This is a genomic window from Ralstonia sp. OTU4908 (genome assembly GCF_038440115.1).
GTDB lineage: Bacteria > Pseudomonadota > Gammaproteobacteria > Burkholderiales > Burkholderiaceae > Ralstonia > Ralstonia pickettii.
This window is the reverse complement of sequence record NZ_JASATD010000008.1, coordinates 117,553-140,102: the sequence shown is the minus strand read 5'-3', so window position 1 is coordinate 140,102 and position 22,550 is coordinate 117,553. Positions and strand designations below refer to the sequence as shown.

Genomic DNA, 22,550 nt, shown 5'->3' with positions numbered 1-22,550 from the left:
TAGCGCGTAGTTCAAGGTTGCTGCGACATCGGGTTGCTGACACTGTCGCCCACTTCCACGGCGTTCGACGCGTCCGTCACCAGCGCATAGGCCACGTGCGGGAACACGCGGAACACGAAGGCCAGGCCATAGCGCTCTGCGGGCAGCTGCACGGCTTCGTTGCCGGCCGTCGCGTCCTTCACGACGGCGCCGGCGCGTGCCAGCGACAGCACGTGACCCGGCTCCAGCCCCTGCTGGCTGCCGATGTTCAGCACAACCACCTGGTCGGTACCGCCAAAGCGTACGCCGCCGGTCACCTTGGCGACCGCGCCGTGCATGTCGCCTTCCGGCGCATGCGGCACATAGCGCACCGGCACGCGCGGGGGCAATGGCATCAGTTGCGAGCCGACGCCCATTTCTTCCTTGGACGACAGCACTTCCATCTTGGTCACCGCCTGCGGACCGGTCGCCGCGCGCACCACGCGCAGCGTACCGAGGAAGTCGGCTTCATAGCCGAGCACGTTGCCCGTCACCGGATCCTTGAGCGGACGGACTGGGCGATACGCCTGCCATTCGGTACCGGCCTGGCCGCCTTCGCCCTGCGGCAGGCCGCGGGCATAGGCGTTCTCGCCCTTGCCAAGATAAACGCGGCCTTCAGGCAGCGAAAAGATGCGCGCCGGCGTGGCCAGCGTGTCTTCATCCACCACGATCGGCTGGGTCAGGAACGGCTCGATGGCGGCCGCGGGAATGCTGGAGATGGCGTCACCGTCCTGCCCCGACACGCGGGTATGCGGCGACAGGCGCACCGTGCTGCCATCCGCCGATGCCGGGGAACTCGACAGCCATGCGCGGCCATTCGCGTGATGCAGATACAGGATCTGGCCCGGGTAGATCAGATGCGGGTTGCGGATCTGCTCGCGGTTCATGCCCCACAGCTCGGGCCAGCGATAAGGCCGCTTCAGGTACTTGCCCGAGATCGCCCAGAGCGTGTCACCACGGCGCACGGTGTACTGCGCTGGCGCGGTGGCGGACAGTTCGGCCTCAGGGATGCCCGCTTGAGCAGCGGTCACAGCCTGCGCCTGTTGCGCCGGCGTCACAGTGCGCTCGGCGGCGTGGGCGGTGCCCATGCAGAAAAGCGCTGCCGCGGCAAGCGCCGATAGGGCGCAAACGTAAGGCTGGCGCGCTTTCGTGGCTGTTTGCATGGCGGGCTGAGAGTGCATCGGTGTGTTACGATGGCGCATTATTCTATGAAGAATCGGCGGGTGGTCCGCGTGCCTGTTCGACGCCTCACCGCCGCGGCTGTACGCAGTTCTGCGCTGCAGCAAGAGGGGTATGGCATCCAACATTCGTCAGGCTTTTTCCTAAGCCATGTGGCGGATAGCGCCCCCGATTCTGCATGACATTCCAGGCGATCGCAATTGAAGGCAACCCCTCGTTAGCGTGGCCTTCAGCAACCGTTGTTGCCAAGCATCATGGCCCTACTGAATATCCTGCAATACCCTGACCCGAGGCTGCACAAAGTCGCCAAGCCGGTTGCCGTTGTGGATGACCGCATCCGCAAACTCGTCGCCGATATGGCCGAGACCATGTATGAGGCACCCGGAGTGGGCCTGGCCGCCACGCAGGTCGACGTGCACGAGCGCGTGATCACCATCGACGTGTCCGAGTCGCGAGACGAGCTGCGCGTGTTCATCAACCCGGAGATCCTCTGGGCAAGTGACGAGCACAAGGTCTGGGACGAAGGCTGCCTGTCGGTGCCTGATATCTATGACAAGGTCGACCGGCCGGCCCGTGTGCGCGTGCGCGCACTGAACGAGAAGGGCGAAACGTTCGAACTGGAAGCCGACGACCTGCTGGCCGTCTGCATCCAGCACGAGATGGATCATCTGATGGGCAAGGTCTTCGTTGAATACCTCTCGCCGCTCAAGCAGACGCGTATCCGCTCAAAGCTCAAGAAGCATCAACGCGACGCTGCACCCCAGCGTTGAACGCGCCCTGATGCCTGCCGACGCCGATGCGCGCACCCGCTCCCACCCGCTGATGCCGATACCCCCCGCTGAAGCAGGCACCGCTGCCAGCCCGCGCAGGGTGTCGGCGCTGCTTGTGCGGCATTGGCGCGCCGTCGTCGTGCTGATGCTGTGCGCGTATTTTGTTGCCGGCACGTTCTGGCGCGCGCCATGGAAGGCCGACGAGCCGTATTCCTTCGGCATCGTCATCAACATCATCGAGCGCGGCGACTGGGTCATCCCCAATGTCGCCTTCGAGCCGTTCGTCGAAAAACCCCCGCTGATGTACTGGACTGGCGCGCTGGCCGCGCTGGCGCTGCCCGATCTGCCGCCGCACGAAGCCGTGCGCGTGGCGGTGCTGTTCTGGATGGCGCTGACGTGCTGGGCGGTCTCGCGCACGGCGCGCCTGCTGCGCAGCGAGGCGCGCGACTGGCGCTTGCGCGTCGGCGCAGATCTGGCGCGCGGACGTCCAGGGCTGACGCTGTCGGCACGCCGCGAAGCCGGTCTCGACGCTGGCGGTGCTGCGCTGCGCGACTATGCGCTGGGCGCGCTGCTTCTGTTTGCCGGCTGCATCGGGCTGGTCGAGCACGTCCACAAGTTCATTGCCGATGTCCCGCAACTGGCTGGCACTGCGATCGCCCTCTATGGCCTCGTCCGCTTCGTCAAAGAGAGCGAGACCGGAGGCGCGACGGGCGTCGACGTCCTGCGCCCCGCGCTGTGGTTCGGCACGGGCATCGGTGTGGCCTTCCTGGGCAAGGGCGTGCTCGTGCCGGGCTTGTTCGCGATCACCCTGCTGGCGGCAATCGCGCTATTGCCGGATTTCAGGAACCGCCAGGCTTGGCGCTTCTTTGGACTTTCGCTGCTGGTGGCCCTTCCGTGGCTGGCGATCTGGCCAGCCATCTTCTGGCACGAATCGCCCGACCTGTTTATCGAATGGTTCTGGGTCAACAACCTGGGCCGCTTCTTCGGCTTCTCGCATCTGGGCGGCGAAAAAGGGTCGCTGACGACCACCATCCGATCGATCTTCCTGACCGGCACGCCCGCTGTGTGGCCGGCGGTGGCCGTGCTGGGCGTGTCGCTATACAAGCTCGCGCGGCAACGCGGACGCGGCGCGCGCACGGCGTGGCTGCTGCCGTATCAGGGGCACCTTGTCGTTTCGCTGTTCGTGCTGGCGACGATTGCCGTGGTGCTGCGCTCGGCCGTCCTGCGCGATGTTTACTTGATGCCGCTGCAACCGGCGCTGGCCGTGCTGGGCGCGCCGATGCTGCTGCTGATTGCGCCCGCATGGCGCGCACGTGCATGGGGCGCAGCGGTAACGTTGTTTGGTGTGCTCGGGCTGGTGGTCTGGGCCGTGTGGGGCGCGCTCGTTACCAGCGGCGGGCAGCTACTGCCGGGCTGGCTGGCCAAGATGCTGGGCCGCGTGCTGCCATTGCCGTATGACATGCTGGTCCACCCGTGTGCCGTATTGGCGGCAGGGGCAATCACGGCGCTGTGGGCCATCTGCGTGTGGCTGCGGCCCGCGCGCTCAGGCGTGGTCGCATGGGCGGCAGGCCTGGGTATGGTGTGGGGCCTGCTCGGCACCCTGCTGATGCCGTGGGTGGACGACGCCCGCAGCTACCGACCGCTGTTCCAGGCGATCAAGCCGGTGCTCCAATCCGCGCAGATCTGCGTGGCCACACGCGGCATGGGCGAAAGCGAGCGCGCGTTGATGCACTACGAAACCGGCGTGCGCCCCGTCAAATGGCTGCTGGGCCACAGCGGCGCCGGCGACGATCACCGCCCCAACCCGATCGCGCGCACCTGCGACCTGATACTGGTGCTCGAAAAACGCCCGGAACACGCCCGACGCCGCCCGCACGGCGACAATTGGGAAATGGTCTGGCGCGGCAGCCGTCCGGGCGACACCAACGAAACCTTCTCGCTGTTCCAGCGGCGCGGCAATGGGGGGCCGGAGGCATTGCCATCGCCCGAGCCCATCGTGCCGCTGGCCGACACCCCGTATCGCGGCCGTCGTTAGGCCAATGCGCTACGCTGTCGTGTAGCGCGCTTCCCCTCGTTTTCCGTTTCCCATCCATGACGTCCACCCTTCGCGTAGCGTTTGCCGGCACGCCTGAATTTGCGCAGATTGCCCTGGCGGCGATCCACCAGGCCGGCTTTCCCGTCGTTGCCGTGCTGAGTCAGCCAGATCGTCCAGCCGGACGCGGCATGCAATTGCAGGCAAGCCCCGTCAAGCAGTACGCCGTCACGCATGGGTTCGCGCCGATCCTGCAGCCGCCGTCGCTGCGCCGCGCAGGCAAATATCCGCAAGAAGCCGCGGAAGTCATCGACGCCCTGGCCGCCCAGCGTCCTGACGTGATGGTCGTCGCAGCCTACGGCCTGATCCTGCCGCAGGAAGTGCTCGACCTGCCGCGCTTTGGCTGCATCAACATCCACGCGTCGCTGCTGCCGCGCTGGCGTGGCGCCGCGCCCATCCACCGTGCAATCGAAGCGGGCGACGCCGAATCGGGCATCACGCTCATGCAGATGGATGCGGGTCTGGACACCGGCGACATGATCGCCATGGAGCGCGTGCCCATCGGCCTGACCGACACGACCGGCACGCTGCACGACACGCTGGCCGCGCTCGGCGGACGCATGGTGGTTGAGGCGCTCGCCAAGCTGGCGCAGTACGGCAAGCTCCACGCCACGCCGCAGCCGGCCGAAGGCATCACGTACGCGGAGAAGATCGCCAAGGACGAAGCCGCGCTCGACTGGTCGCGCCACGCCGCCGCGCTGCTGCGCCAGGTGCATGCGTTCAATCCGTTTCCTGGCGCATCGGCCGCGCTGGATGGCGTGGCGATCAAGTTCTGGCAGGCGGAGGCGCTGGCCGATCGCCCGGCTGAGGCGGAACCCGGCACGGTACTCGCCGCCAATGCCGAGGGCGTCACCATCGCCTGCGGCGCCGGCGCGCTACGCGTGACGCAACTGCAAAAGCCAGGCGGCAAGCGCCTGCCCGCACGCGAATTCCTGCAAGGCCTCGCGATCCAGCCCGGCCAGCGCTTCGCATCGCGCGGCTAATCACGCCATCTATATAGAAGGGGATTTCGCCATGACCGCGCTGGGCATCGTCAATCTGCCGCTCTTCATGCTGGCCGTGTTTCTGCTGAATGTGACGCCGGGGCCCGACACGGCCTATATCGTCGGGCGGAGCGTCTCGCAAGGACGCACGGCGGGGCTGCTGTCGTCGCTGGGGGTATCGGCGGGCTGCTGCGTGCACGTGCTGGCGGTCGCGTTCGGGCTGACGGCGCTGCTGGCCGCGTCCACCGTGGCGTTCACGGTCATCAAGGTGGTGGGTGCGGCGTACCTGATCTATCTGGGCGGCCGCATGCTGCTGGCGCCGCCTGAACGTGATGACGCCACGGTCGAACAAGCGGAGACGCCTGCCGCCAAGCGCGTGCGTCCACTCAAGTCGTTGTTCATGCAGGGGTTCCTCACCAATGTGTTGAACCCGAAGGTCGTGCTATTCTTCCTGTCGTTCTTCCCGCAGTTCGTCGATCCGCACGCCGCCCACAAGGCGCTGGCGTTCCTGGCATTGGGGGCGGTGTTCATCGTCATGTCGACGATCTGGAACAGCCTTGTGGCGTGGGTCGCCGCGAGCGTCACGCGCCGCGTGGCGGGCAAGCCGGGGATCAAACGCTGGCTCGATCGCGTGGTCGGCACGGCGTTCATTGGGCTTGGTGCGCGGTTGGCGTTCACCACCCGTTGATGCGTCAAGCATCATCTGCGGCGAAATATCGCGCAACTCTCGCGCAAATCCTTGAATTTCCAGCGATTATCGCAATCTAACGAGCTCGTAAAACCCGAGACTTACAGGAGCCAAGCCCCCATGTTCAACTGGATCAAGACCTTCATGTTGATGGCAGCGATTACCGCGCTGTTCATCGTCATCGGCGGCATGATCGGCGGACGCAGCGGGATGATGCTGGCGCTGCTGTTCGCGCTGGGCATGAATTTCTTCTCGTACTGGTTCTCCGACAAGATGGTGCTGCGCATGTACAACGCGCAGGAAGTCAACGAGACCAGCGCGCCGCAGTTCTATCGGATGGTGCAGGAGCTTGCCGGCCGCGCCGGCCTGCCCATGCCGCGCGTCTATCTCATCGACGAAGCCCAGCCCAACGCCTTCGCCACCGGCCGCAACCCCGAGCACGCCGCCGTGGCGGCCACGACTGGCATCCTCAACATCCTGTCGGAGCGTGAACTGCGTGGCGTGATGGCCCACGAGCTGGCACATGTGCAGCACCGCGACATCCTGATCTCGACCATCTCGGCGACCATGGCCGGTGCAATCTCGGCGCTGGCGAACTTTGCCGTGTTCTTCGGCGGACGCGACAGTGAAGGCCGCCCCGCCAACCCGATGGCCGGGATTGCGGTGGCGATCCTCGCGCCGCTGGCGGCGTCACTTATCCAGATGGCGATTTCCCGCGCACGCGAGTTCGAAGCCGACCGCGGGGGCGCGATCATCAGCGGCGACCCGCAGGCGCTGGCCTCAGCGCTGGACAAGATCCACCGCTATGCGGCCGGCATTCCGTTTGCCGCTGCCGAGGCTCACCCCGCCACCGCGCAAATGATGATCATGAACCCGCTGCATGGCGGCGGCCTGGCCAACCTGTTCAGCACGCACCCGGCCACGGAAGAGCGCATCGCGCGCCTGATGCAGATGGCGCAGACGGGGCAATATCCCGCGTAAAAGCGGCAGCCCGACGGGGCGCTTCCTTTATACTTCCGCAGTCCGCACGAGCCCGCCCATCGCGGGCTCGTTGCATTTTGTCCGCCTGATTTCCTGCTGCCCGATGCGCCTGCCGCCCGATTCCCTCGCCCACGCCTTGTCGCTTGCCGCCGCCGCCCTGGGCAAGCTGCGGCAGGGCACAGCATTGCCGCAGGCCATCGATGCCGTCTGCCAGGGCCAGCCCGCACCGGTGCGCGGCGCCGTGCAGGATCTTGCCTACCGCGCCACGCGCTGGCTCGGCAGCACCGACTGGCTGATCCGCACGCTGATCCCGCGCCCGCCCGCCGAAGGCGCCGCCAATCTCCTGCGCGTGGCGCTCGCGCAATTGCTGGACGACCCGCTGCCGTACGCGCCGTTCACCGTCGTCGACCAGACCGTCACGGCCGCCTCCGCTGATCCGAAGCTGTCGCACGGCAAGGGCATGATCAACGGCGTGCTGCGCCGCTTCCTGCGCGAGCAACAGGCGCTGGTCGCGGATATGCAGGCGGATCCTTCCGCCGCCACCAACTACCCGACGTGGTGGATCGACGCCGTACGCAGCGCGTATCCCGACACATGGCAAACCATCCTGGCCGCCGGCAACCGCCGCCCGCCGATGGTGCTGCGCGTGAACCCGCGCCGCATTGCCGTCGACGCGTATCTCGCAAGCCTGGCCGAAGCCGGCATCGATGCCGAGCGCATCGGCGAGCAGGCCGTACGCCTTGCGCGCGCGGTGCCCGTTTCCGAACTGCCGGGCTTTGCCGACGGCGCTGTCTCCGTGCAGGACGCCGGGGCGCAACTGGCTGCAACGTTGCTGGACGTGGCACCCGGCCAGCGCGTGCTCGATGCCTGTGCCGCGCCCGGCGGCAAGACCGGCCATCTGCTGGAGCTGGCCGACGGCCTGGATGTGACGGCGCTTGAATCGGATGCCGCACGCGCCGTGCGCATCCACGAGAACCTCGCCCGCTTGAACCAGTCCGCGACCATTTGCGTGGGCGATGCGGCCAAACCCGACACCTGGTGGGACGGCCGACCGTTCGACCGCATCCTGGCCGATGTGCCGTGTTCGGCCGCTGGGATCGTGCGGCGCCATCCGGACATCCGCTGGCTGCGCCGCCCGGCCGACCTGAAGGCACTGGCCGGACTGCAGCGGGACATCGTCCGCGCCCTCTGGGCATGCCTGAAGCCCGGTGGCAAGCTGGTTTATGTCACCTGTTCGATTTTTCCGACGGAAGGCGAAGACCAGGCCCAATGGTTTGAACGCCATCTGGAAGATGCGATACGATTGCACGCGCCCGGCCAGTTGCTGCCGGTCTCGCCCGACGCGGCGCAGACCAGCGGGTTCGCGGCCGGCGCGTCGCCCTTGCCGCTCGATCACGACGGCTTCTTTTACGCGGTTTTCCAGAAACGGCCTTGATGCACCGACCGTTGTGACTGTCATCCTTCGCCCATCGATCCGGCTGCTGCAAACCCGGTTCCGGCAGATTCTGCAACGGCTGGTCGCGCTGGTCGCATTGGGCATGCTGCTTTGGTGGCCGCTCGCGGCGCCTGCACAGTCCATCGAAATCAACCGGGCACAGCTCGAATACGCCGACGGCGGCTGGAACCTGTCGGCCGATTTCGATTTCGACCTGCCCAGCAACCTCGAAGACGCGGTGAACAAGGGCATCGCGCTCTACTTCCTGGTCGAATTCGAACTGATCCGCCCACGCTGGTATTGGTTTGACGATCACGCCATCAGCGCCACGCGCGTGGTGCGGCTGTCGTATCACCCGCTCACACGCCAGTACCGCGTGTCGACCGGCGGCCTGCAGGTGCCATTCTCGCGACTGAAAGACGCCGTCGACTTCATGCAGCACGTGCGCGGCTGGCGTGTGTTCGAGCAGCGCGCCGTCAAGGCCGGCGAAACCGTGCAGGCCGAAGTGCGCATGCGCCTGGACGTGACGCAGCTGCCCAAGCCGTTCCAGATCAACGCAGTCAATACGCGCGACTGGAATCTCAGCTCCGAGTGGAAGCGCTTCAACCTGCTGGTGCCGAACGAGCCTCCGCCGGCCCCGTCGCCCGCGCCCGCTGCGCCACCGCCCAGCGCACCGGCTTCCACGCCGCCGGCTTCCGGCTCGTCCGGTCTGTCGCCCAATCCGGGCTGGGGGATGAGCGCCGGCCCGTCCAGCGCAGGCACGTTGCTGGCGCCCGCCAAATGATCTTCGATCGCAGCTACAAGCGGCTGCTCTATCAGGTGGTGGCGGGCACCATCGTCTTTCTGGCGATCGTGCTGGTGGGGCTGCTGGCCGCCGCATCGGCCAACACAGAATTCTTCGACCGGTATTTCACGCTGCTCTACAAGGTCAACCTCGTCATCGGGGTGCTGCTGGTGGTGATCATCGGCGGGCTGATGCTGGCGCTCGCGCTGCGCGCGCGGCGCGGCAAGTTCGGCACGCGGCTGATGACCAAGCTGGCGGTGTTCTTTGGCGTGGTGGGCGTCCTGCCCGGCGTGCTGATCTATCTGGTGTCGCTGCAGTTCGTGTCGCGCAGTATCGAGTCGTGGTTCGACGTGAAGGTCGAGTCGGCGCTGGAGGCCGGCCTGAACCTCGGGCGGTCCACCATGGACACGGCGCTGGCCGATCTGCAGAACAAGGGACGCCTGATCGCCGAGCAGGTAGGCGACGGGTCCGCGTCGGCCACGGCCATCACGCTCAATCGATTGCGCGAGCAGTTTGGCGTGCAGGAGGCGACCATCTTCACGGCCAGCGGGCGCGTGATCGCCACGGCGTCAAACACTTATGACACGCTGGTGCCAAACCTGCCCGACCAGGCCGTGCTGGAGCAGGCCCGCGCGCCGGGCGGCTATGCCAGCCTGGAGGGCGGCAGCGATACGGAAACCGATAGCGCCTCCGCGCCCGCCGCTTCGGCCCCGGCCGCGCGCAACGGCAGCCGCCGCAGCGATCTGTACCAACTGCATGTCGTGGTGGCGCTGGGTACGTCATCGCGCGAAGAACCGAGCCTCGGGCTGAGCACGCCGGCACGCAAATGGGCCGGCACCGGTTTGCTCGCAGACCGCCGGCCGGAAGATGGCAGCAGCACCTCGCGTGGCTTCGGCCTGATTGGAGAGAGCGGCCGCGAAGAACGCTTCCTGCAGCTCGTGCAGCCGGTGCCGCAGGCGCTTGCCCGCAATGCAGACGCTGTCCAGCGCGCGTACCAGGAATATCAGGAGAAAGCGCTCGGCCGCACCGGTCTGCGAAAGATGTACATCGGCACGCTCACGCTCACGCTGTTCCTGGCGGTGTTCATCGCGGTGATGCTCGCGCTGCTGCTCGGCGCGCAGCTGGCACGGCCACTGCTAATGCTGCTCCAAGGCACGCGCGAAGTGGCCGAGGGCGATCTCTCCCCCAAGCGGGAACTGCATACGCGTGATGAACTGGGTGTACTCACCCAGCAGTTCAACCAGATGACGCGGCAGTTGGCCGACGCGCGCCGCGCCGTCGAGCAGAATCGCGCGGCACTCGAGCAATCGAAGGCCTATCTTGAGAGCGTGCTGACCAACCTGACTGCGGGCGTCTTCGTGTTCGACCATCGCTTCGTGCTGCTGACCGCCAACCCGGGTGCCGAGCGCATCTTCAAACAGCCCTTCGGCGCGTGGGTCGGGCAGGCGCTGACCAGCATCACGCCGGTGGCCGCCTTCGCGCCGGTGGTCGAACAGGCCTTTGCCGAACAAGACGCCAGCACGGCTGCCGGCGGCGCAGTGGCCCACTGGCAGAAGCAGGTCGAAATTCCGCTCGAAGACGAAGACGAGCCGCTCACGCTGCTGGTGCGCGGCACGCGCCTGCCCGGCCCTTCAGTGGGCGCGCACGGCACCGAGCGCGGCTATGTGGTGGTGTTCGACGATATCTCCGACGTGATCTCGGCGCAGCGCTCGGTGGCGTGGGGGGAGGTCGCGCGGCGCCTCGCGCACGAGATCAAGAATCCGCTCACGCCCATCCAGCTCTCTGCCGAGCGCCTGGAGATGAAGCTCTCGCCCAAGTTGTCGGACACCGACGCCGAAGTGCTGCGGCGCGGCGCCACCACCATCGTCAACCAGGTGGCGGCGATGAAGCGCATGGTCGATGACTTCCGGGACTACGCCCGCACACCGCCGGCCATGCTGCAGGAGCTGGATCTGAACGCGCTGGCCGCCGAGGTGCTGCACCTGTACGGCATCGATCACCCTGACCGCCGCGACCACCCCGTCATCGAGGCCAAGCTGGGCGCCAATCTGCCGCTCATCAAGGGCGACCCGACGCAACTGCGCCAGGTCATCCACAACCTGCTGCAGAATGCGCAGGACGCCGTGGCCGAGAATGAAGCGGCCGGGCGACCCGCTCCGCATGTCATGTTGCAAACTGACACGGTAGAATACGACGACGCCTCGGGCGCGCGGCGACAGGCCGTGCGGCTTGTGATCGCGGACAACGGCGGCGGGTTTTCTTCCCGCATCCTCAGTCGCGCCTTCGAGCCGTACGTTACGACCAAAGCCAAGGGCACAGGATTGGGCTTGGCCATGGTGAAGAAGATCATGGACGAGCACGGGGCGCGCATCGAATTGCGCAACCGCCAGTCCAGCACAACATCGGGCACATCGGGTACCGACACCGTCGGTGCCCAGGTTTCCATACTGTTCGTAAAACTCGCGTAGCGCGGACGGCAATCCCGCCGCACATAGAGGAAAAGCATGGCCACCATCCTCGTTGTCGACGACGAAATGGGTATCCGGGAGTTGCTCTCCGAAATCCTCGGAGACGAAGGGCACGTTGTTGAAGTCGCCGAGAACGCGCAGCGCGCGCGCGAATACCGCGCGAACGCAACGCCCGACCTCGTCCTGCTCGATATCTGGATGCCGGATACCGACGGCGTGACGCTGCTCAAGGAATGGGCGTCGCAAGGTCTGCTGACCATGCCCGTCATCATGATGTCGGGCCACGCCACCATCGACACCGCCGTCGAGGCGACCAAGATCGGCGCGCTGAATTTCCTGGAGAAGCCCATCGCGCTGCAGAAACTGCTGACGGCGGTGGAGCAGGGCCTGTCGCGCAGCAAGGAAAAGCCACGCTCGGCGACACAGGCTGCCGCTCCGGTGACGGGACTCGCAGGCGCCATGCCCAACGCCGCCGCAGCAGGTACGCCTGCCGCGCTCGAGCGCACCGATATCAATGGCGTGCCGACCCGTGCAGCCGAAGGCGGCGGCATGCAGTTCTCGTTCGACATGCCGCTGCGCGAGGCGCGCGACCTGTTTGAGCGCGCCTACTTCGAATACCACCTGCAGCGTGAAGGCGGCAGCATGACGCGCGTGGCAGAAAAGACCGGTCTGGAGCGGACTCACCTGTACCGCAAGCTCAAGCAACTGGGCGTCGAACTCTCGCGCAACAAGGGCGAGCCGGCGGCGTGATCATCAAAGTGCTCGGAGGTACTTGACGACTGGGCGCACACCCTGTCATACTTGCCTTTCTTTGCTTGGCCCGGTAGCTCAGTTGGTAGAGCAGCGGATTGAAAATCCGCGTGTCGGTGGTTCGATTCCGCCCCAGGCCACCAAAATTCTTCGTCCTTCAAGATCAATCGATTTTGCAGGGCAACAAAAAAGACCTCCTCGCGAGGTCTTTTTTCATTCCAGCGGCGCCATTCGCAGGCGCCCGCCCTCTCCCTTTTGCCGCTCCAGCCGCCGATCTGCGGCGCAGTGTCGCACTCACAAAAAATGTACCCGCACCTCTTGACGCAGCGCAGCTCAGGGTATACCTAGCGGCGCAAACTGCGCCAAACTGTCGCAGGTCTCGGTATAGTGACTCAACGCTATCAAACGGCAAGCACAAGGAGATTCTCCATGGCACTCGTTGGCACCGGTCACCATCACTTCCATTTCCACGCTTTCGACGGCATCAGCCGTAAGACGCGGTTGACGTGGTTGCGCAATGCCGCAGCGCTGATGTGTTTGATGGCCCTCGTTGCGGCCATGTGGGTGGGCGGCAATCTGTCAGCCTTGATGCATACGCCTCTCATGAGCGGGATCTCGTCGCTGGGCGCGGTGATGATTCTTGCCTGTACGAGCATGGCGCTGAGCCTGATTGGCCTGATCGGGGCTGGGTTCTTCCAGCTCCGCATGGAGCAGGTCGACGCACCGGCAACCTGAGACACGCGCGCATCACACGCACAACGGAGGCCTCGGCCTCCGTTTTTGTTTGCCCGCCACGGCCGCACGCCTTGAGATGCGGCCGTTTTATTTTTTGCGCACCGCCGCCAAGGTGAATTCGGTATTGACTCAACTGTTTCAAATAAGTAGTTTACGAAACAGTTGAATCACCACGATCACCTCATGACGTTCGATGGGCTCATGCAGACGCTGCGCGACCGCGCGGCCGATCTGTCCCCGCAATTGCAGCGCGCCGCCATGTTGCTTGAGACGCACCAGCGCGACATCGCGCTGCTCTCGATGCGGGACCTGGCGCGCCGCTGCGACCTACCGCCGGCCACGTTCTCCCGCCTGGCACGCGCGCTGGGATTCGACGACTTTGCCGCACTGCGCGACGTCTGCGTGAATCACCTGCGCCAGCAGGCCGACGGCTTTGCCGGCCGCGCCAGTGCATTGCAGGGTGAAGATGCCGCAGGCGCTTCGGAGGCCGAACGCATTGGCATGGCCATCGGCTCGCATGTGCAGTCGGCATTCTCGCCAGCCAACATGGCGGCACTGGACATTGTGGCTGCAGCGCTGTGCAGGGCGCGCCGGGTGTATCTGCTGGGCGCACGCAGTTGTCTGGCGCTGACGCATGCATTCGGCTATGCCGCGCAGCTGTTCGACGACAAGGTCACGCTGTGCGCCGGCAGCGGCAACACGCTGGCCGACCCGCTGCGCTTTTGCGGCGAGGGCGACATCGTCGTCGCCGTCACGTTTGATCCGTACACGCGCGAGGTCATCGAGGCGATGCAATACGCGCATGCGCGCGGGGCGCGCCTCGTGTATGTGACCGACAGCGCCATCGCCCCCGGCGCCGAGCTGGCGTGGCAACACCTCGTCGCGCCCGTCGCTATTCCGTCGTTCTTCCATTCGCTGGCGGCGCCGATGGCGCTGCTCGACGCGCTGCTGATGACGTGGTTCCGCCACGCCGGTCCCGCCGCGCTTACCCACCTCGCCGATAGCGACGCCCAGCTCAAGCAACAAGCCGCCTACGTGCGCAGCGCCCGCCGCAGTGAAGCGGCTGTCGCCGTGCCGCCCACCCAGCGTTGACCTACCGAGACCGCCCATGACACCGTCCACCACATCCGTCTTCCACCGCGACCCGCGCAAGACGCTGCCCACCGCAGTCGGCGGCGAGGGCATGACCCTCATCGACTCTGACGGCAAGCGTTACCTCGACGCCTGCGGCGGCGCCGCCGTTTCGTGTCTCGGCCACGGCCACCCGCGCGTGGTCGATGCCATCTGCAAGCAGGTGCGCGCGCTGGCGTATGCGCACACGTCTTTCTTCACCACGGACGTGGCGGAAGAACTCGCCGCGCGCCTGGCCGCTGCGGCGCCGGGCGATCTGGACCACGTGTATTTCGTCTCCGGCGGTTCGGAAGCAATCGAAGCGGCGCTGAAACTCGCACGCCAATACTTCGTCGAGATCGGCCAGCCGCAGCGCCGGTACTTCATCGCGCGGCGTCAGAGCTATCACGGCAACACGCTGGGCGCGCTGGCGATTGGCGGTAACGCATGGCGCCGCGAGCCGTTCCTGCCGCTGCTGGTGCCGGCTCACCATGTTTCGCCGTGCTATGCGTATCGCGAGCGCCTGGATGGCGAGAGCGACGCGCAATACGTGCAGCGCCTGGCAGACGAGCTGGACGCGAAGATCGTCGAACTCGGCGCAGAAAATGTCGCGGCCTTCGTCGCCGAAACCGTGGTGGGCGCCACGGCCGGCGCGGTGCCGCCGGTGGGCGATTACTTCCGCAAGATGCGGGCCGTGTGCGATCGCCACGGCGTGCTGCTGCTGCTCGATGAGGTGATGTCCGGCATGGGACGCACCGGCTACCTCTTCGCATGCGAGGAAGACGGCGTGGTGCCTGACATGATCGCCATTGCCAAGGGCCTCGGGGGCGGGTATCAGCCGATCGGCGCAACGCTGGTGAACCGCCGCATTGTCGACGCGATCACGAACGGCAGCGGCTTCTTCCAGCATGGCCACACCTACATCGGCCACGCCACGGCATGCGCCGCGGCGCTGGAAGTGCAGAAGGTCATCGCAGAAGAGAACCTGCTCGCCAATGTGCAGGCGCGCGGCGAACAACTGCGTGCAACGCTGCGTGCGCGCTTTGCCGACCACGCACATGTGGGCGACGTGCGCGGCCGCGGGCTGTTTGTCGGCGTGGAACTGGTGGCCGATCGCGCCACCAAGGCGCCGCTGCCGCCTGCCCGCAAGACACACGCGCGCGTGAAGGCCGAAGCGATGCAGCGCGGCCTGATGGTCTATCCGATGGGCGGCACGATCGACGGTCAGCGCGGCGACCACATCTTGCTCGCACCGCCGTTCATCGCCACCGCGCAGGACATCGACGCGATCGTCGAACGCCTGGGCGATGCTGTTGACGCCGCCACCACCGCCACGCTGGAGGCCGCGTGGTGACCCAGCCCATCGCCATCGCCGTTGCACCCAACGGGGCGCGCAAGACGCACGCCGACCACCCCGCATTGCCGATCACGCCCGACGAACTGGCCGCCTGCGCGCGTCAATGCGTGGATGCCGGTGCGGCGATGCTGCATCTGCATGTGCGCCGCCCGGACGGCACGCACAGCCTGGAGCCTGGCGACTACAGGCCGGCCATCGCCGCGGTGCGGCACGCTGTGGGCGACGCGCTGGTAATCCAGATCACCACCGAAGCGGTCGGCATCTACACGCCCGAACAGCAGATGGCATCGGTGCGCGCGCTGCAGCCGGAAGCGATTTCCGCCGCGCTGCGCGAGCTGGCACCTGATGCCGCGCACGAGGCGGAAGCGGCGCGCTTCTTTGGTGAGCTTGCCGCGGCGCGCACAGCCATCCAATACATCCTGTATTCCGCCGACGACGTGGCGCGCTACCGCGACCTGCGCACACGCGGCGTGCTGCCCGATACGTCGCACTGGGTGCTGTTCGTGCTCGGCCGCTACAGCGCGGGCCAGCATTCCGACCCCACCGACCTGCTGCAGTTCCTGCAGGCGTGGGCCGACGGCGGCGACCTCACCGCCAACGTGCCCTGGGCGATGTGCGCTTTCGGCCCGCGTGAAGCCGAATGCGCGCTCACCGCAGCGCTGCTCGGCGGCCATGCGCGCCTGGGGTTCGAAAACAACATGGCCCTGCCCGACGGCAGCACAGCGCCGGACAACGCAGCGCTCGTCACCAACCTGCGACGGCATCTCGACGCGCTGCACCGGCCGCTGGCCAGCGCCGCAGATCTGCGTAGCTGGTTCGGCCGTTAAGACGTTCCGCATTCATCGCCACGAAGCCAAAGCACAGACGGCCGCAACACAACAGGCCGCGCACCACAACCATTGGAGGAAGTATGCGTTTGACCACCCGCTGTATCCGGATCATCCCGCTTGCGCTGACGAGCCTGCTCGCGATCGGCGCGCAGGCACAGGCCCTCGACGGCACGCTCAAGAAGATCCAGGACAGCAACACGATCCTGATCGGCGTGCGCGAATCGTCGATTCCGTTTTCTTACCGCGACAGCAAGAACGAGATCGTCGGTTTCTCGGCCGATCTCTGCTCCCGCGTGATCGACGCCGTCAAGAAGAAGACGGGCAAGCCCAATCTGGACATCAAGCAGATTCCGGTGACCTCCCAGAACCGGACGTCTCTGGTGCAGAACGGCTCGGTCGATCTGGAGTGCGGCGTGACCACGCACCTGAAGTCGCGCGAGCAGCAGACTGCTTTTTCGACGACCTTTTTCATCGCCGGCACGCGCCTGCTGACCAATGTGAAATCCGGCGTGAAGGATTTTCCCGACCTGGCGGGCAAGTCGGTCATCACCAACGCGGGCACCACGTCGGAACGCATCCTGCGCAAGATGAACGACGAGAAGAAGATGAACATGAACGTGATCAGCGGCAAGGATTACGGTGAATCGTTCCTCACGCTGCAGAGCGGCCGCGTGGCGGCGTTCATGATGGATGACGTGCTGCTGGCCGGCGCACGCACGCTGGCGCAGAAGCCCGACGACTGGGTCGTGACCGGCACGCCGCAGTCGTTCGAAGCCTACGGCTTCATGCTGCGCCGCGACGACCCGCAGTTCAAGAAGCTGGTGGACGACACGATGACAGGCGTGATGAAGAGCGGCGAAATCAAGGCGCTCTACGCCAAGTGGTTCGAAAAGGCGGTGCCGCCCAAGAACCTGAACTTCAACTTCCCGATGAACGATCAGTTGAAGGCGCTGTACGCCAACCCGAACGACAACCCGTTCGAGTAAGCGGCCGCAAGGCCGGCTCTGGGTGCCAACCTAGACGCCGGCCTGCGCGACGGCCTCGATGCGGGCCTGATGCACGGCTTGTTTGATGTGCGCCGGGCTGTCGGCATGGCGCTTGGCGACGGCGCCCGCGTCGATGGATGATGCGGCCTCCAGCGCGCGCAGCAGACGCGCCGTCTGCGGATAGCTGCGGTCTTCAAACCCGAGACGACCACGCGCATCGGCCTCGCACGCCTGCAGGGCCTGACGAAAACGATCGGGCTTGCGCAGGGCGTCGCAACGCTCCAGCAGGCGTACCAGCGCTGCCGCATCAAAGCCATCGCAGCGGTGAATGTTGCCGTGCTCGCGCGCAACCACCAGCGCCAGTTCGCGGCACTCGGTCGGCACACGCAGGCGTTGGCACACCGCGTCGATGAGCGGTACGCTGCGCGCTTCGTGGCCGACGTGGCGCGGCAAGATGTCGTCGGGGGTGGTGCCCTTGCCAAGGTCGTGCACGAGCGCGGCGAAGCGCACCGGCAGCGGCGTCGCCATCGCTGCGGCCATTTCGATCACCATCATGGTGTGCACGCCGGTATCGACTTCCGGATGGTAGTCGGCACGCTGCGGCACCCCCCACAGGCGGTCGAGTTCGGGTAGCAGGCGCACCAGCGCATCGCAGTCGCGTAGCACGGCAAACATGCGCTGTGGATGCGCCTCCATCAGGCCACGGGCAATTTCCTGCCACACCCGCTCGGGCACCAGCGCATCGACTTCGCCGTCCTGCACCATGCGCTGCATCAGCGCATTGGTTTCGGGTGCAACATGGAAATCGGCAAAGCGCGCAGCAAACCGCGCCAGTCGCAGGATGCGCACCGGGTCTTCCATAAACGCATCGGATACATGCCGGAACGCGCGCGACGCCAGATCAGCCTGCCCTCCATACGGATCGATGACGGGACCAACCAGCGCGCCGTCTTCCGCCACGCGCTGCGCCATCGCGTTGATGGTCAGGTCGCGGCGGATGAGGTCGTCTTCGAGCGTGACATCCGGTGCGTAGTAGACCGAGAAACCCTTGTAACCGGCAGCGGTCTTGCGCTCGGTGCGCGCGAGCGCGTATTCGGCATGCGTGGCCGGGTGCAGGAACACCGGAAAATCCTTGCCGACGGCGCGGAAGCCACGCACCTCCATATCTTCGGGCGTAGCCCCGACCACAACGTAGTCCCGGTCCTGCACCGGCAACCCGAGCAGCGCATCACGAATGGCGCCGCCCACGGCATACACATCCAGTCCGTGCGTGGCTGGATCGACGATGGCCTCGGTCTGCGCTGCGCGTTCCGTCATTGATTGGCAGCGACCAGCGTGTCTTCGTCCGGCGCGGTGCGATACGGCTCGTCGTCGGCAAGGAAGTCATGCTCGGCACGTGCGCCGTCGATCCATTCCTGCATGGCGGGCAGGTTGAGGATGTAATCGGCGTAGGCCTTGGCAGGCTCGGGCAGACGCACACCGTACGTGGCGAAGCGGCTGACCACCGGTGCGTAGAACGCATCGGCGACCGTGAAGTGACCGAACAGGAACGGGCCTTCGGCCGCGTACTTCTGGCGCAGCTCGATCCAGATCGTGGCAATGCGGTCGATGTCGCGCTGCACGGCCACGTTCCAGCCCATGCCGGGCAGCACGGCCGTCACGTTCATCGGCATGTTGTTGCGCAGGTTGGTGAAGCCGCTGTGCATTTCAGCGCAGACCGAGCGGGCGTGTGCACGGGCCTTCGGATCGGCCGGCCACAGTTGTGCGCGCGGAAAACGCTCGGCCAGCGTCTCGCAGATGGCGAGCGAATCCCACACCGTCATGTCGCCGTCCACCAGCACCGGCACACGGCCCGCCGGCGAATAGCGACGAATCTCGGTGGAAAACCCTTCGACAAAAAGACGCACGCGAATCTCTTCGAACGGAATGCCGGCCTGCTTGGCGAGCAGCCACGGGCGTAGCGACCACGACGAATAGTTCTTGTTGCCGATGACCAGTTTCATGATTCCCGTCCTTGGAGAGTGCACTGCAATTGTTGTGGGAGCCCGCCAGCATCGCGCAGGAATGCCGGGCGCTCTAGTTTTGTTGTATCGGAAGCGGCGAGCGGCAGCGCGAAGGCGAACAAACCATTCTAGCCTTGCGCTGCACCGCCACAAAATGAAACGGATTGGCCACGGTTGTGAAGCGGATTCACAAACGACGCAAATCCTCCGCGTTTCCGTAGCGGCTAGCGATGGACCCGCGTACGTGCAGCACGCAATCCGCGGTCCGGCCCAAAGCCGGCCAGGGCGGGCAGCATCACGGCCTCCATGCCGAGCGGGTGGATGCCGAGTTCCGGCGCGACTGGTTCCATGCTGACGTTGTCCACACGCATGGAGTCGAGGTTGTCCCGCGAGATCGGTGCGCCCGGCAAATGCTCGAGCAGCGCGGCCTGCATGCGGCCCAGCCCTTCGGGAAGCGGCACGATCCAGCGCGGGTGGCCGCTGGCACGCCCCGCAAAGCGCATCAGTTCCGCCAATGTGTAGATGCGTGGCCCCACCAGCGGATAAGCGTGCCGGATCGTCGCCGGCTTTTTGAGCGCGTTGATGAACGCGGCTGCCACGTCATCCACGTACACAGGCTGGAAGCGCGCATCGGCACAGGCCAGCGGCACAAACGGCGCCATGCGCTGCATGCTCGCAAACAGATTCAGGAAGTGGTCCTGCGGGCCGAACACCACCGAGGGGCGGAACACCGTCCAGTCAAGCTCGCTGTTCATGACCACGCGTTCGCCATCGCCCTTGCTGCGCAGGTACATCGACGGGCCGGCCGGATCGGCGCCCAGCGCACTCATGTGCAGCAGCCGGTTCACACCATGGCGTCGGCATGCGGCCACGATGCGGCGCGGCAGATCGACATGCACGCGCTGGAAGTTCGGGCCGTACGGCATGTCGCGCGCATCCTGCAGTACGCCGACGAGGTTGATGACCGCGCAGTGCTCGCCGCCGCGCTCGGTCAGCGCGAGGAACAGCGCGTCGAGCGCGTCGTCGGCGTAGATGTCGGCATCCATCACGTCGACACGCGGCAGCAGCGTGAGGTTGTGCGCGCGGGCCGACTCGGGATCGCGCGTCGGCACGATCATCCGGCCCTCTGGAAGGCCGGGCGCGGAAAACGTCTCCGTCACCAGCCGGGACAGCAACTGCGAACCGATAAAACCGGTACCGCCAAAGATCAGCAAATTGGAGGTCTGCATGGAGGCATCTCCAAGACGGGTGGGGGGCAACACCACAATACATCCCGAACGGGATTGCACCCAAGGTATGTCGATGCGGCGTGCCGCAACCCACACTTCTGTGCGCAAACCAGCGCCTGCATCCCAGAAAAAACGCCCGCATTGCGGCGGGCGTCAGGTAACAGCGGAACAGGGATCCGGCGTTTATGGCAGGTCGTCCGGCGTGACCGATTCGGGCACCACCTTGCCCAGCCGATCCTTCAGCGACTGCGGCCGACCGGTCAGCAATGCGCTGTAATACGTCGCGTTCGAGAGCACGTTTTTCACATAGGTGCGGGTCTCGTTGAACGGAATCGTCTCGGCGAAGATCGCGCCTTCCACCGGCCGCGTGAGCGTCGAGCGCCAGCGTTTCGGGCGGCCTGGGCCGGCGTTGTAGCCCGCGGTCGCCAGCGTGACGGAGCTGTCGAGGTTCGTCAGGATCATCGACAGGTACGCGGTGCCCAGCAGCACGTTGGTATCGATGTCGCTCATCTGCGAAACGCGGAACCCCGGCAGGCCGATCTTCTTGGCAATGTGCTTGGCGGTTTCCGGCATCACCTGCATCAGGCCCGAGGCACCCACCGACGAACGGGCGTCCATGATGAAGCGCGACTCCTGGCGGATCAGGCCATAGGCCCAGGCAATGTCCAGCCCCACGGCATCGGCGTTGCGCTGAACCACATTGAGATACGGCGTCGGGAAGCGCAGCGAGAAGTCGTGCTCGGCCTTGGTCTTGTCCGCCGAATTGACGGTGCGATCGAGCAGGCCGAGCTTGCGGCCATATTCGGCTGCGGCCAGCAACTCGCGGTCGCTCATGTTGCGCAGCTCCCAGTTCCACTCGCGGTTGCCTTCGAAGCGCAGATTCAGGTCGTACAGCTTCTTGGCACGCCCAAAGCCCGGGTGGTTGCGCCCCATCACGTCGATCTCGGCGTCGGTCACGGTCGTGCGCGGCGGCACGGTGATGCGCTGACCGAGTTCTTCCTGCGCCAGCTGGCCATAGAAGTTGAACTGCCCGGCAATCGACTGGAACTGCTGGCGGGCATCGTCGTTGCGATTGTCGGCCTTGAGCGCGCGGCCATACCAATACGCCCAGGCAGGGTCCCGATCGCGCAGGCTGGGGCGCATTTTCTCAACGGCCTGCCGCACCATCTTCCAGTCCCCGGCGCGTAGGGCCGCGCGCACGCGCCACTCCTGCGACTCGTCAGAGAGGTAGGCATCGCCGCCAAGCGTCAACTGGCGGCGGTAGGCGTCCAGCGCATCGGGCGTCTGCTTCTTGGCGGCGTACTGGCCGATGACGCCCCAGCCCGCGCCTTGCTCTTCGCGCGACAGGCTGCCGGTTTGCGCCAGCAGATACGCCGTCGCCTGCGACGGATCGTTGCGCGCCATGCGCGTCACGTTGGCCAGCGTGTCGTTGTCCACGCGATCGCCGTCCGGCAGCACCGCCGCAATGCGCGACGCCTGCGTGACAAGGTTCTGCTCCAGCGACAACCGCGCCGCCCACGCCACATCCGCGCGGGTGAACTGGTTGGACTGCGCCAGATAGCCGATCAGGTCGACACAGCCTTCGCCATAGCCCTTGGGATCCGACAGCGTGTTGCGCGCGTCGGCGGCTACGTTCTGGCCCTTCATCGCGCGCGAGAGCAGGGCATAGCACTCGACCTGCGTGTCGTCCTTCAGCACGAAGTTCGGGTACTCCGCGTCGAAGGTCGCCCAATCTCGCTTCTTGCCCAGCACGAGCAGCCAGTCGTTGCGCAACCGGTCGGCAATCGCCTCGCCCTTGTAGCGTTGCAGGAATGAGCGGATCTCATCTTCCGGCGCGTCGGTGCGGGCATAGCCGCTGGCATCGTACAGCTGGGGCTTGATGCGGAAATACTGCACGTACGACTGGATCGGGTAATCGGCGAGGCTATCCGCCAGCTCCCAGCTGCGCGACACATCGTTGCGGCGGGCCGCGTTGCGCAGCTCGACAAATGCATCGTCCGGATTGGCCGGAATGCCTTGCGGCGCCTGCCGCTTGGCGGCCATCGCCAGCGGCGTCGGGCCGACCACGCTCATGCCCACCACGCCCGCAAAAGCCAGCGCGACCGCGCGATATACTGCCTTGGCCTTCAATGTCATCTCCTGCCCCATCCAA

At 65.9% G+C, this 22,550-nt stretch carries 19 protein-coding genes and 1 tRNA gene; 15 read left to right on the top strand and 5 right to left on the bottom strand.

The window, feature by feature from the left end:
• Positions 1 to 11 precede the first annotated feature (11 nt).
• Entirely contained in the window at positions 12 to 1,199 is a 1,188-nt protein-coding gene (locus tag AAHM38_RS09825) for a LysM peptidoglycan-binding domain-containing protein (RefSeq protein WP_041668416.1), read from the bottom strand.
• A gap of 252 nt (positions 1,200 to 1,451) precedes the next feature.
• Between AAHM38_RS09825 and def the strand changes: the two genes are divergently transcribed.
• The 15 genes from def (at position 1,452) to AAHM38_RS09750 (ending at position 17,166) form a co-directional block, all read left to right on the top strand.
• Positions 1,452 to 1,967 carry a peptide deformylase gene (def, locus tag AAHM38_RS09820; RefSeq protein ID WP_009239404.1) on the top strand — a complete coding sequence of 172 codons (516 nt, stop codon included), beginning with the start codon at positions 1,452 to 1,454 and terminating at the stop codon, positions 1,965 to 1,967.
• Between the two features lie 10 nt (positions 1,968 to 1,977).
• Positions 1,978 to 4,002 (top strand): ArnT family glycosyltransferase, encoded by a 2,025-nt coding sequence (locus tag AAHM38_RS09815; protein ID WP_015856071.1) that lies wholly within the window; start codon positions 1,978 to 1,980, stop codon positions 4,000 to 4,002.
• 56 nt (positions 4,003 to 4,058) lie between these two features.
• The gene (gene fmt, locus AAHM38_RS09810; protein ID WP_015856070.1) at positions 4,059 to 5,042 is read left to right on the top strand and encodes a methionyl-tRNA formyltransferase; all 984 of its coding nucleotides are present in this window, start codon (positions 4,059 to 4,061) and stop codon (positions 5,040 to 5,042) included.
• Between the two features lie 31 nt (positions 5,043 to 5,073).
• A complete protein-coding gene (locus tag AAHM38_RS09805) occupies positions 5,074 to 5,730 on the top strand; it encodes a LysE family translocator (protein ID WP_015856069.1) in 657 nt (218 codons plus the stop codon).
• A 120-nt stretch (positions 5,731 to 5,850) separates the two neighbouring features.
• Positions 5,851 to 6,711: a zinc metalloprotease HtpX gene (gene htpX / locus AAHM38_RS09800; RefSeq protein ID WP_015856068.1), complete on the top strand. Its 861-nt coding sequence runs from the start codon at positions 5,851 to 5,853 to the stop codon at positions 6,709 to 6,711.
• Positions 6,712 to 6,814: 103 nt separating this feature from the next.
• The gene (gene rsmB, locus AAHM38_RS09795; protein WP_015856067.1) at positions 6,815 to 8,146 is read left to right on the top strand and encodes a 16S rRNA (cytosine(967)-C(5))-methyltransferase RsmB; all 1,332 of its coding nucleotides are present in this window, start codon (positions 6,815 to 6,817) and stop codon (positions 8,144 to 8,146) included.
• Between the two features lie 13 nt (positions 8,147 to 8,159).
• Positions 8,160 to 8,930 (top strand): DUF4390 domain-containing protein, encoded by a 771-nt coding sequence (locus AAHM38_RS09790; protein ID WP_015856066.1) that lies wholly within the window; start codon positions 8,160 to 8,162, stop codon positions 8,928 to 8,930.
• Complete coding sequence (locus AAHM38_RS09785) at positions 8,927 to 11,398, top strand: sensor histidine kinase (RefSeq protein ID WP_015856065.1); 2,472 nt, start codon at positions 8,927 to 8,929, stop codon at positions 11,396 to 11,398. The genes AAHM38_RS09790 and AAHM38_RS09785 overlap by 4 nt, the downstream gene beginning before the upstream one ends.
• Positions 11,399 to 11,434: 36 nt before the next feature.
• Positions 11,435 to 12,148, top strand: a complete 714-nt coding sequence (locus tag AAHM38_RS09780) for a response regulator (RefSeq protein ID WP_015856064.1) — start codon at positions 11,435 to 11,437, stop codon at positions 12,146 to 12,148.
• 67 nt (positions 12,149 to 12,215) lie between these two features.
• Positions 12,216 to 12,291, top strand: a tRNA-Phe gene (locus AAHM38_RS09775).
• Between the two features lie 286 nt (positions 12,292 to 12,577).
• Positions 12,578 to 12,883, top strand: coding sequence for a hypothetical protein (locus AAHM38_RS09770; RefSeq protein WP_009239413.1), 306 nt, complete (start codon positions 12,578 to 12,580; stop codon positions 12,881 to 12,883).
• 183 nt (positions 12,884 to 13,066) lie between these two features.
• Positions 13,067 to 13,975: a MurR/RpiR family transcriptional regulator gene (locus AAHM38_RS09765; protein ID WP_015856063.1), complete on the top strand. Its 909-nt coding sequence runs from the start codon at positions 13,067 to 13,069 to the stop codon at positions 13,973 to 13,975.
• 16 nt (positions 13,976 to 13,991) lie between these two features.
• Positions 13,992 to 15,347 carry an aspartate aminotransferase family protein gene (locus AAHM38_RS09760; protein ID WP_015856062.1) on the top strand — a complete coding sequence of 452 codons (1,356 nt, stop codon included), beginning with the start codon at positions 13,992 to 13,994 and terminating at the stop codon, positions 15,345 to 15,347.
• Positions 15,344 to 16,177: a 3-keto-5-aminohexanoate cleavage protein gene (locus AAHM38_RS09755; RefSeq protein ID WP_041668572.1), complete on the top strand. Its 834-nt coding sequence runs from the start codon at positions 15,344 to 15,346 to the stop codon at positions 16,175 to 16,177. Before AAHM38_RS09760 ends, AAHM38_RS09755 begins: the two co-directional genes overlap by 4 nt.
• An 83-nt stretch (positions 16,178 to 16,260) precedes the next feature.
• Positions 16,261 to 17,166, top strand: coding sequence for a glutamate/aspartate ABC transporter substrate-binding protein (locus AAHM38_RS09750; RefSeq protein WP_015856060.1), 906 nt, complete (start codon positions 16,261 to 16,263; stop codon positions 17,164 to 17,166).
• 30 nt (positions 17,167 to 17,196) lie between these two features.
• On the opposite strand, the gene AAHM38_RS09745 is transcribed toward AAHM38_RS09750, so the two are convergent.
• From AAHM38_RS09745 to AAHM38_RS09730, 4 genes are all read right to left on the bottom strand, one after another.
• Positions 17,197 to 18,483 (bottom strand): multifunctional CCA addition/repair protein, encoded by a 1,287-nt coding sequence (locus AAHM38_RS09745; protein WP_015856059.1) that lies wholly within the window; start codon positions 18,481 to 18,483, stop codon positions 17,197 to 17,199.
• Entirely contained in the window at positions 18,480 to 19,169 is a 690-nt protein-coding gene (locus tag AAHM38_RS09740) for a glutathione S-transferase family protein (RefSeq protein ID WP_015856058.1), read from the bottom strand. Before AAHM38_RS09740 ends, AAHM38_RS09745 begins: the two co-directional genes overlap by 4 nt.
• 224 nt (positions 19,170 to 19,393) lie before the next feature.
• A complete protein-coding gene (locus AAHM38_RS09735) occupies positions 19,394 to 20,398 on the bottom strand; it encodes a complex I NDUFA9 subunit family protein (RefSeq protein ID WP_015856057.1) in 1,005 nt (334 codons plus the stop codon).
• Between the two features lie 183 nt (positions 20,399 to 20,581).
• Positions 20,582 to 22,534 carry a lytic transglycosylase domain-containing protein gene (locus AAHM38_RS09730; RefSeq protein WP_015856056.1) on the bottom strand — a complete coding sequence of 651 codons (1,953 nt, stop codon included), beginning with the start codon at positions 22,532 to 22,534 and terminating at the stop codon, positions 20,582 to 20,584.
• Positions 22,535 to 22,550: the final 16 nt, after the last annotated feature.

Coding starts and splice junctions, on each gene's coding strand:
- AAHM38_RS09825 (WP_041668416.1), bottom strand. CDS start 1,199: ATGCACTCTCAGCCCGCCATGCAAACAGCCACGAAAGCGCGCCAGCCT.
- def (WP_009239404.1), top strand. CDS start 1,452: ATGGCCCTACTGAATATCCTGCAATACCCTGACCCGAGGCTGCACAAA.
- AAHM38_RS09815 (WP_015856071.1), top strand. CDS start 1,978: ATGCCTGCCGACGCCGATGCGCGCACCCGCTCCCACCCGCTGATGCCG.
- fmt (WP_015856070.1), top strand. CDS start 4,059: ATGACGTCCACCCTTCGCGTAGCGTTTGCCGGCACGCCTGAATTTGCG.
- AAHM38_RS09805 (WP_015856069.1), top strand. CDS start 5,074: ATGACCGCGCTGGGCATCGTCAATCTGCCGCTCTTCATGCTGGCCGTG.
- htpX (WP_015856068.1), top strand. CDS start 5,851: ATGTTCAACTGGATCAAGACCTTCATGTTGATGGCAGCGATTACCGCG.
- rsmB (WP_015856067.1), top strand. CDS start 6,815: ATGCGCCTGCCGCCCGATTCCCTCGCCCACGCCTTGTCGCTTGCCGCC.
- AAHM38_RS09785 (WP_015856065.1), top strand. CDS start 8,927: ATGATCTTCGATCGCAGCTACAAGCGGCTGCTCTATCAGGTGGTGGCG.
- AAHM38_RS09780 (WP_015856064.1), top strand. CDS start 11,435: ATGGCCACCATCCTCGTTGTCGACGACGAAATGGGTATCCGGGAGTTG.
- AAHM38_RS09770 (WP_009239413.1), top strand. CDS start 12,578: ATGGCACTCGTTGGCACCGGTCACCATCACTTCCATTTCCACGCTTTC.
- AAHM38_RS09765 (WP_015856063.1), top strand. CDS start 13,067: ATGACGTTCGATGGGCTCATGCAGACGCTGCGCGACCGCGCGGCCGAT.
- AAHM38_RS09760 (WP_015856062.1), top strand. CDS start 13,992: ATGACACCGTCCACCACATCCGTCTTCCACCGCGACCCGCGCAAGACG.
- AAHM38_RS09750 (WP_015856060.1), top strand. CDS start 16,261: ATGCGTTTGACCACCCGCTGTATCCGGATCATCCCGCTTGCGCTGACG.
- AAHM38_RS09745 (WP_015856059.1), bottom strand. CDS start 18,483: ATGACGGAACGCGCAGCGCAGACCGAGGCCATCGTCGATCCAGCCACG.
- AAHM38_RS09740 (WP_015856058.1), bottom strand. CDS start 19,169: ATGAAACTGGTCATCGGCAACAAGAACTATTCGTCGTGGTCGCTACGC.
- AAHM38_RS09735 (WP_015856057.1), bottom strand. CDS start 20,398: ATGCAGACCTCCAATTTGCTGATCTTTGGCGGTACCGGTTTTATCGGT.
- AAHM38_RS09730 (WP_015856056.1), bottom strand. CDS start 22,534: ATGACATTGAAGGCCAAGGCAGTATATCGCGCGGTCGCGCTGGCTTTT.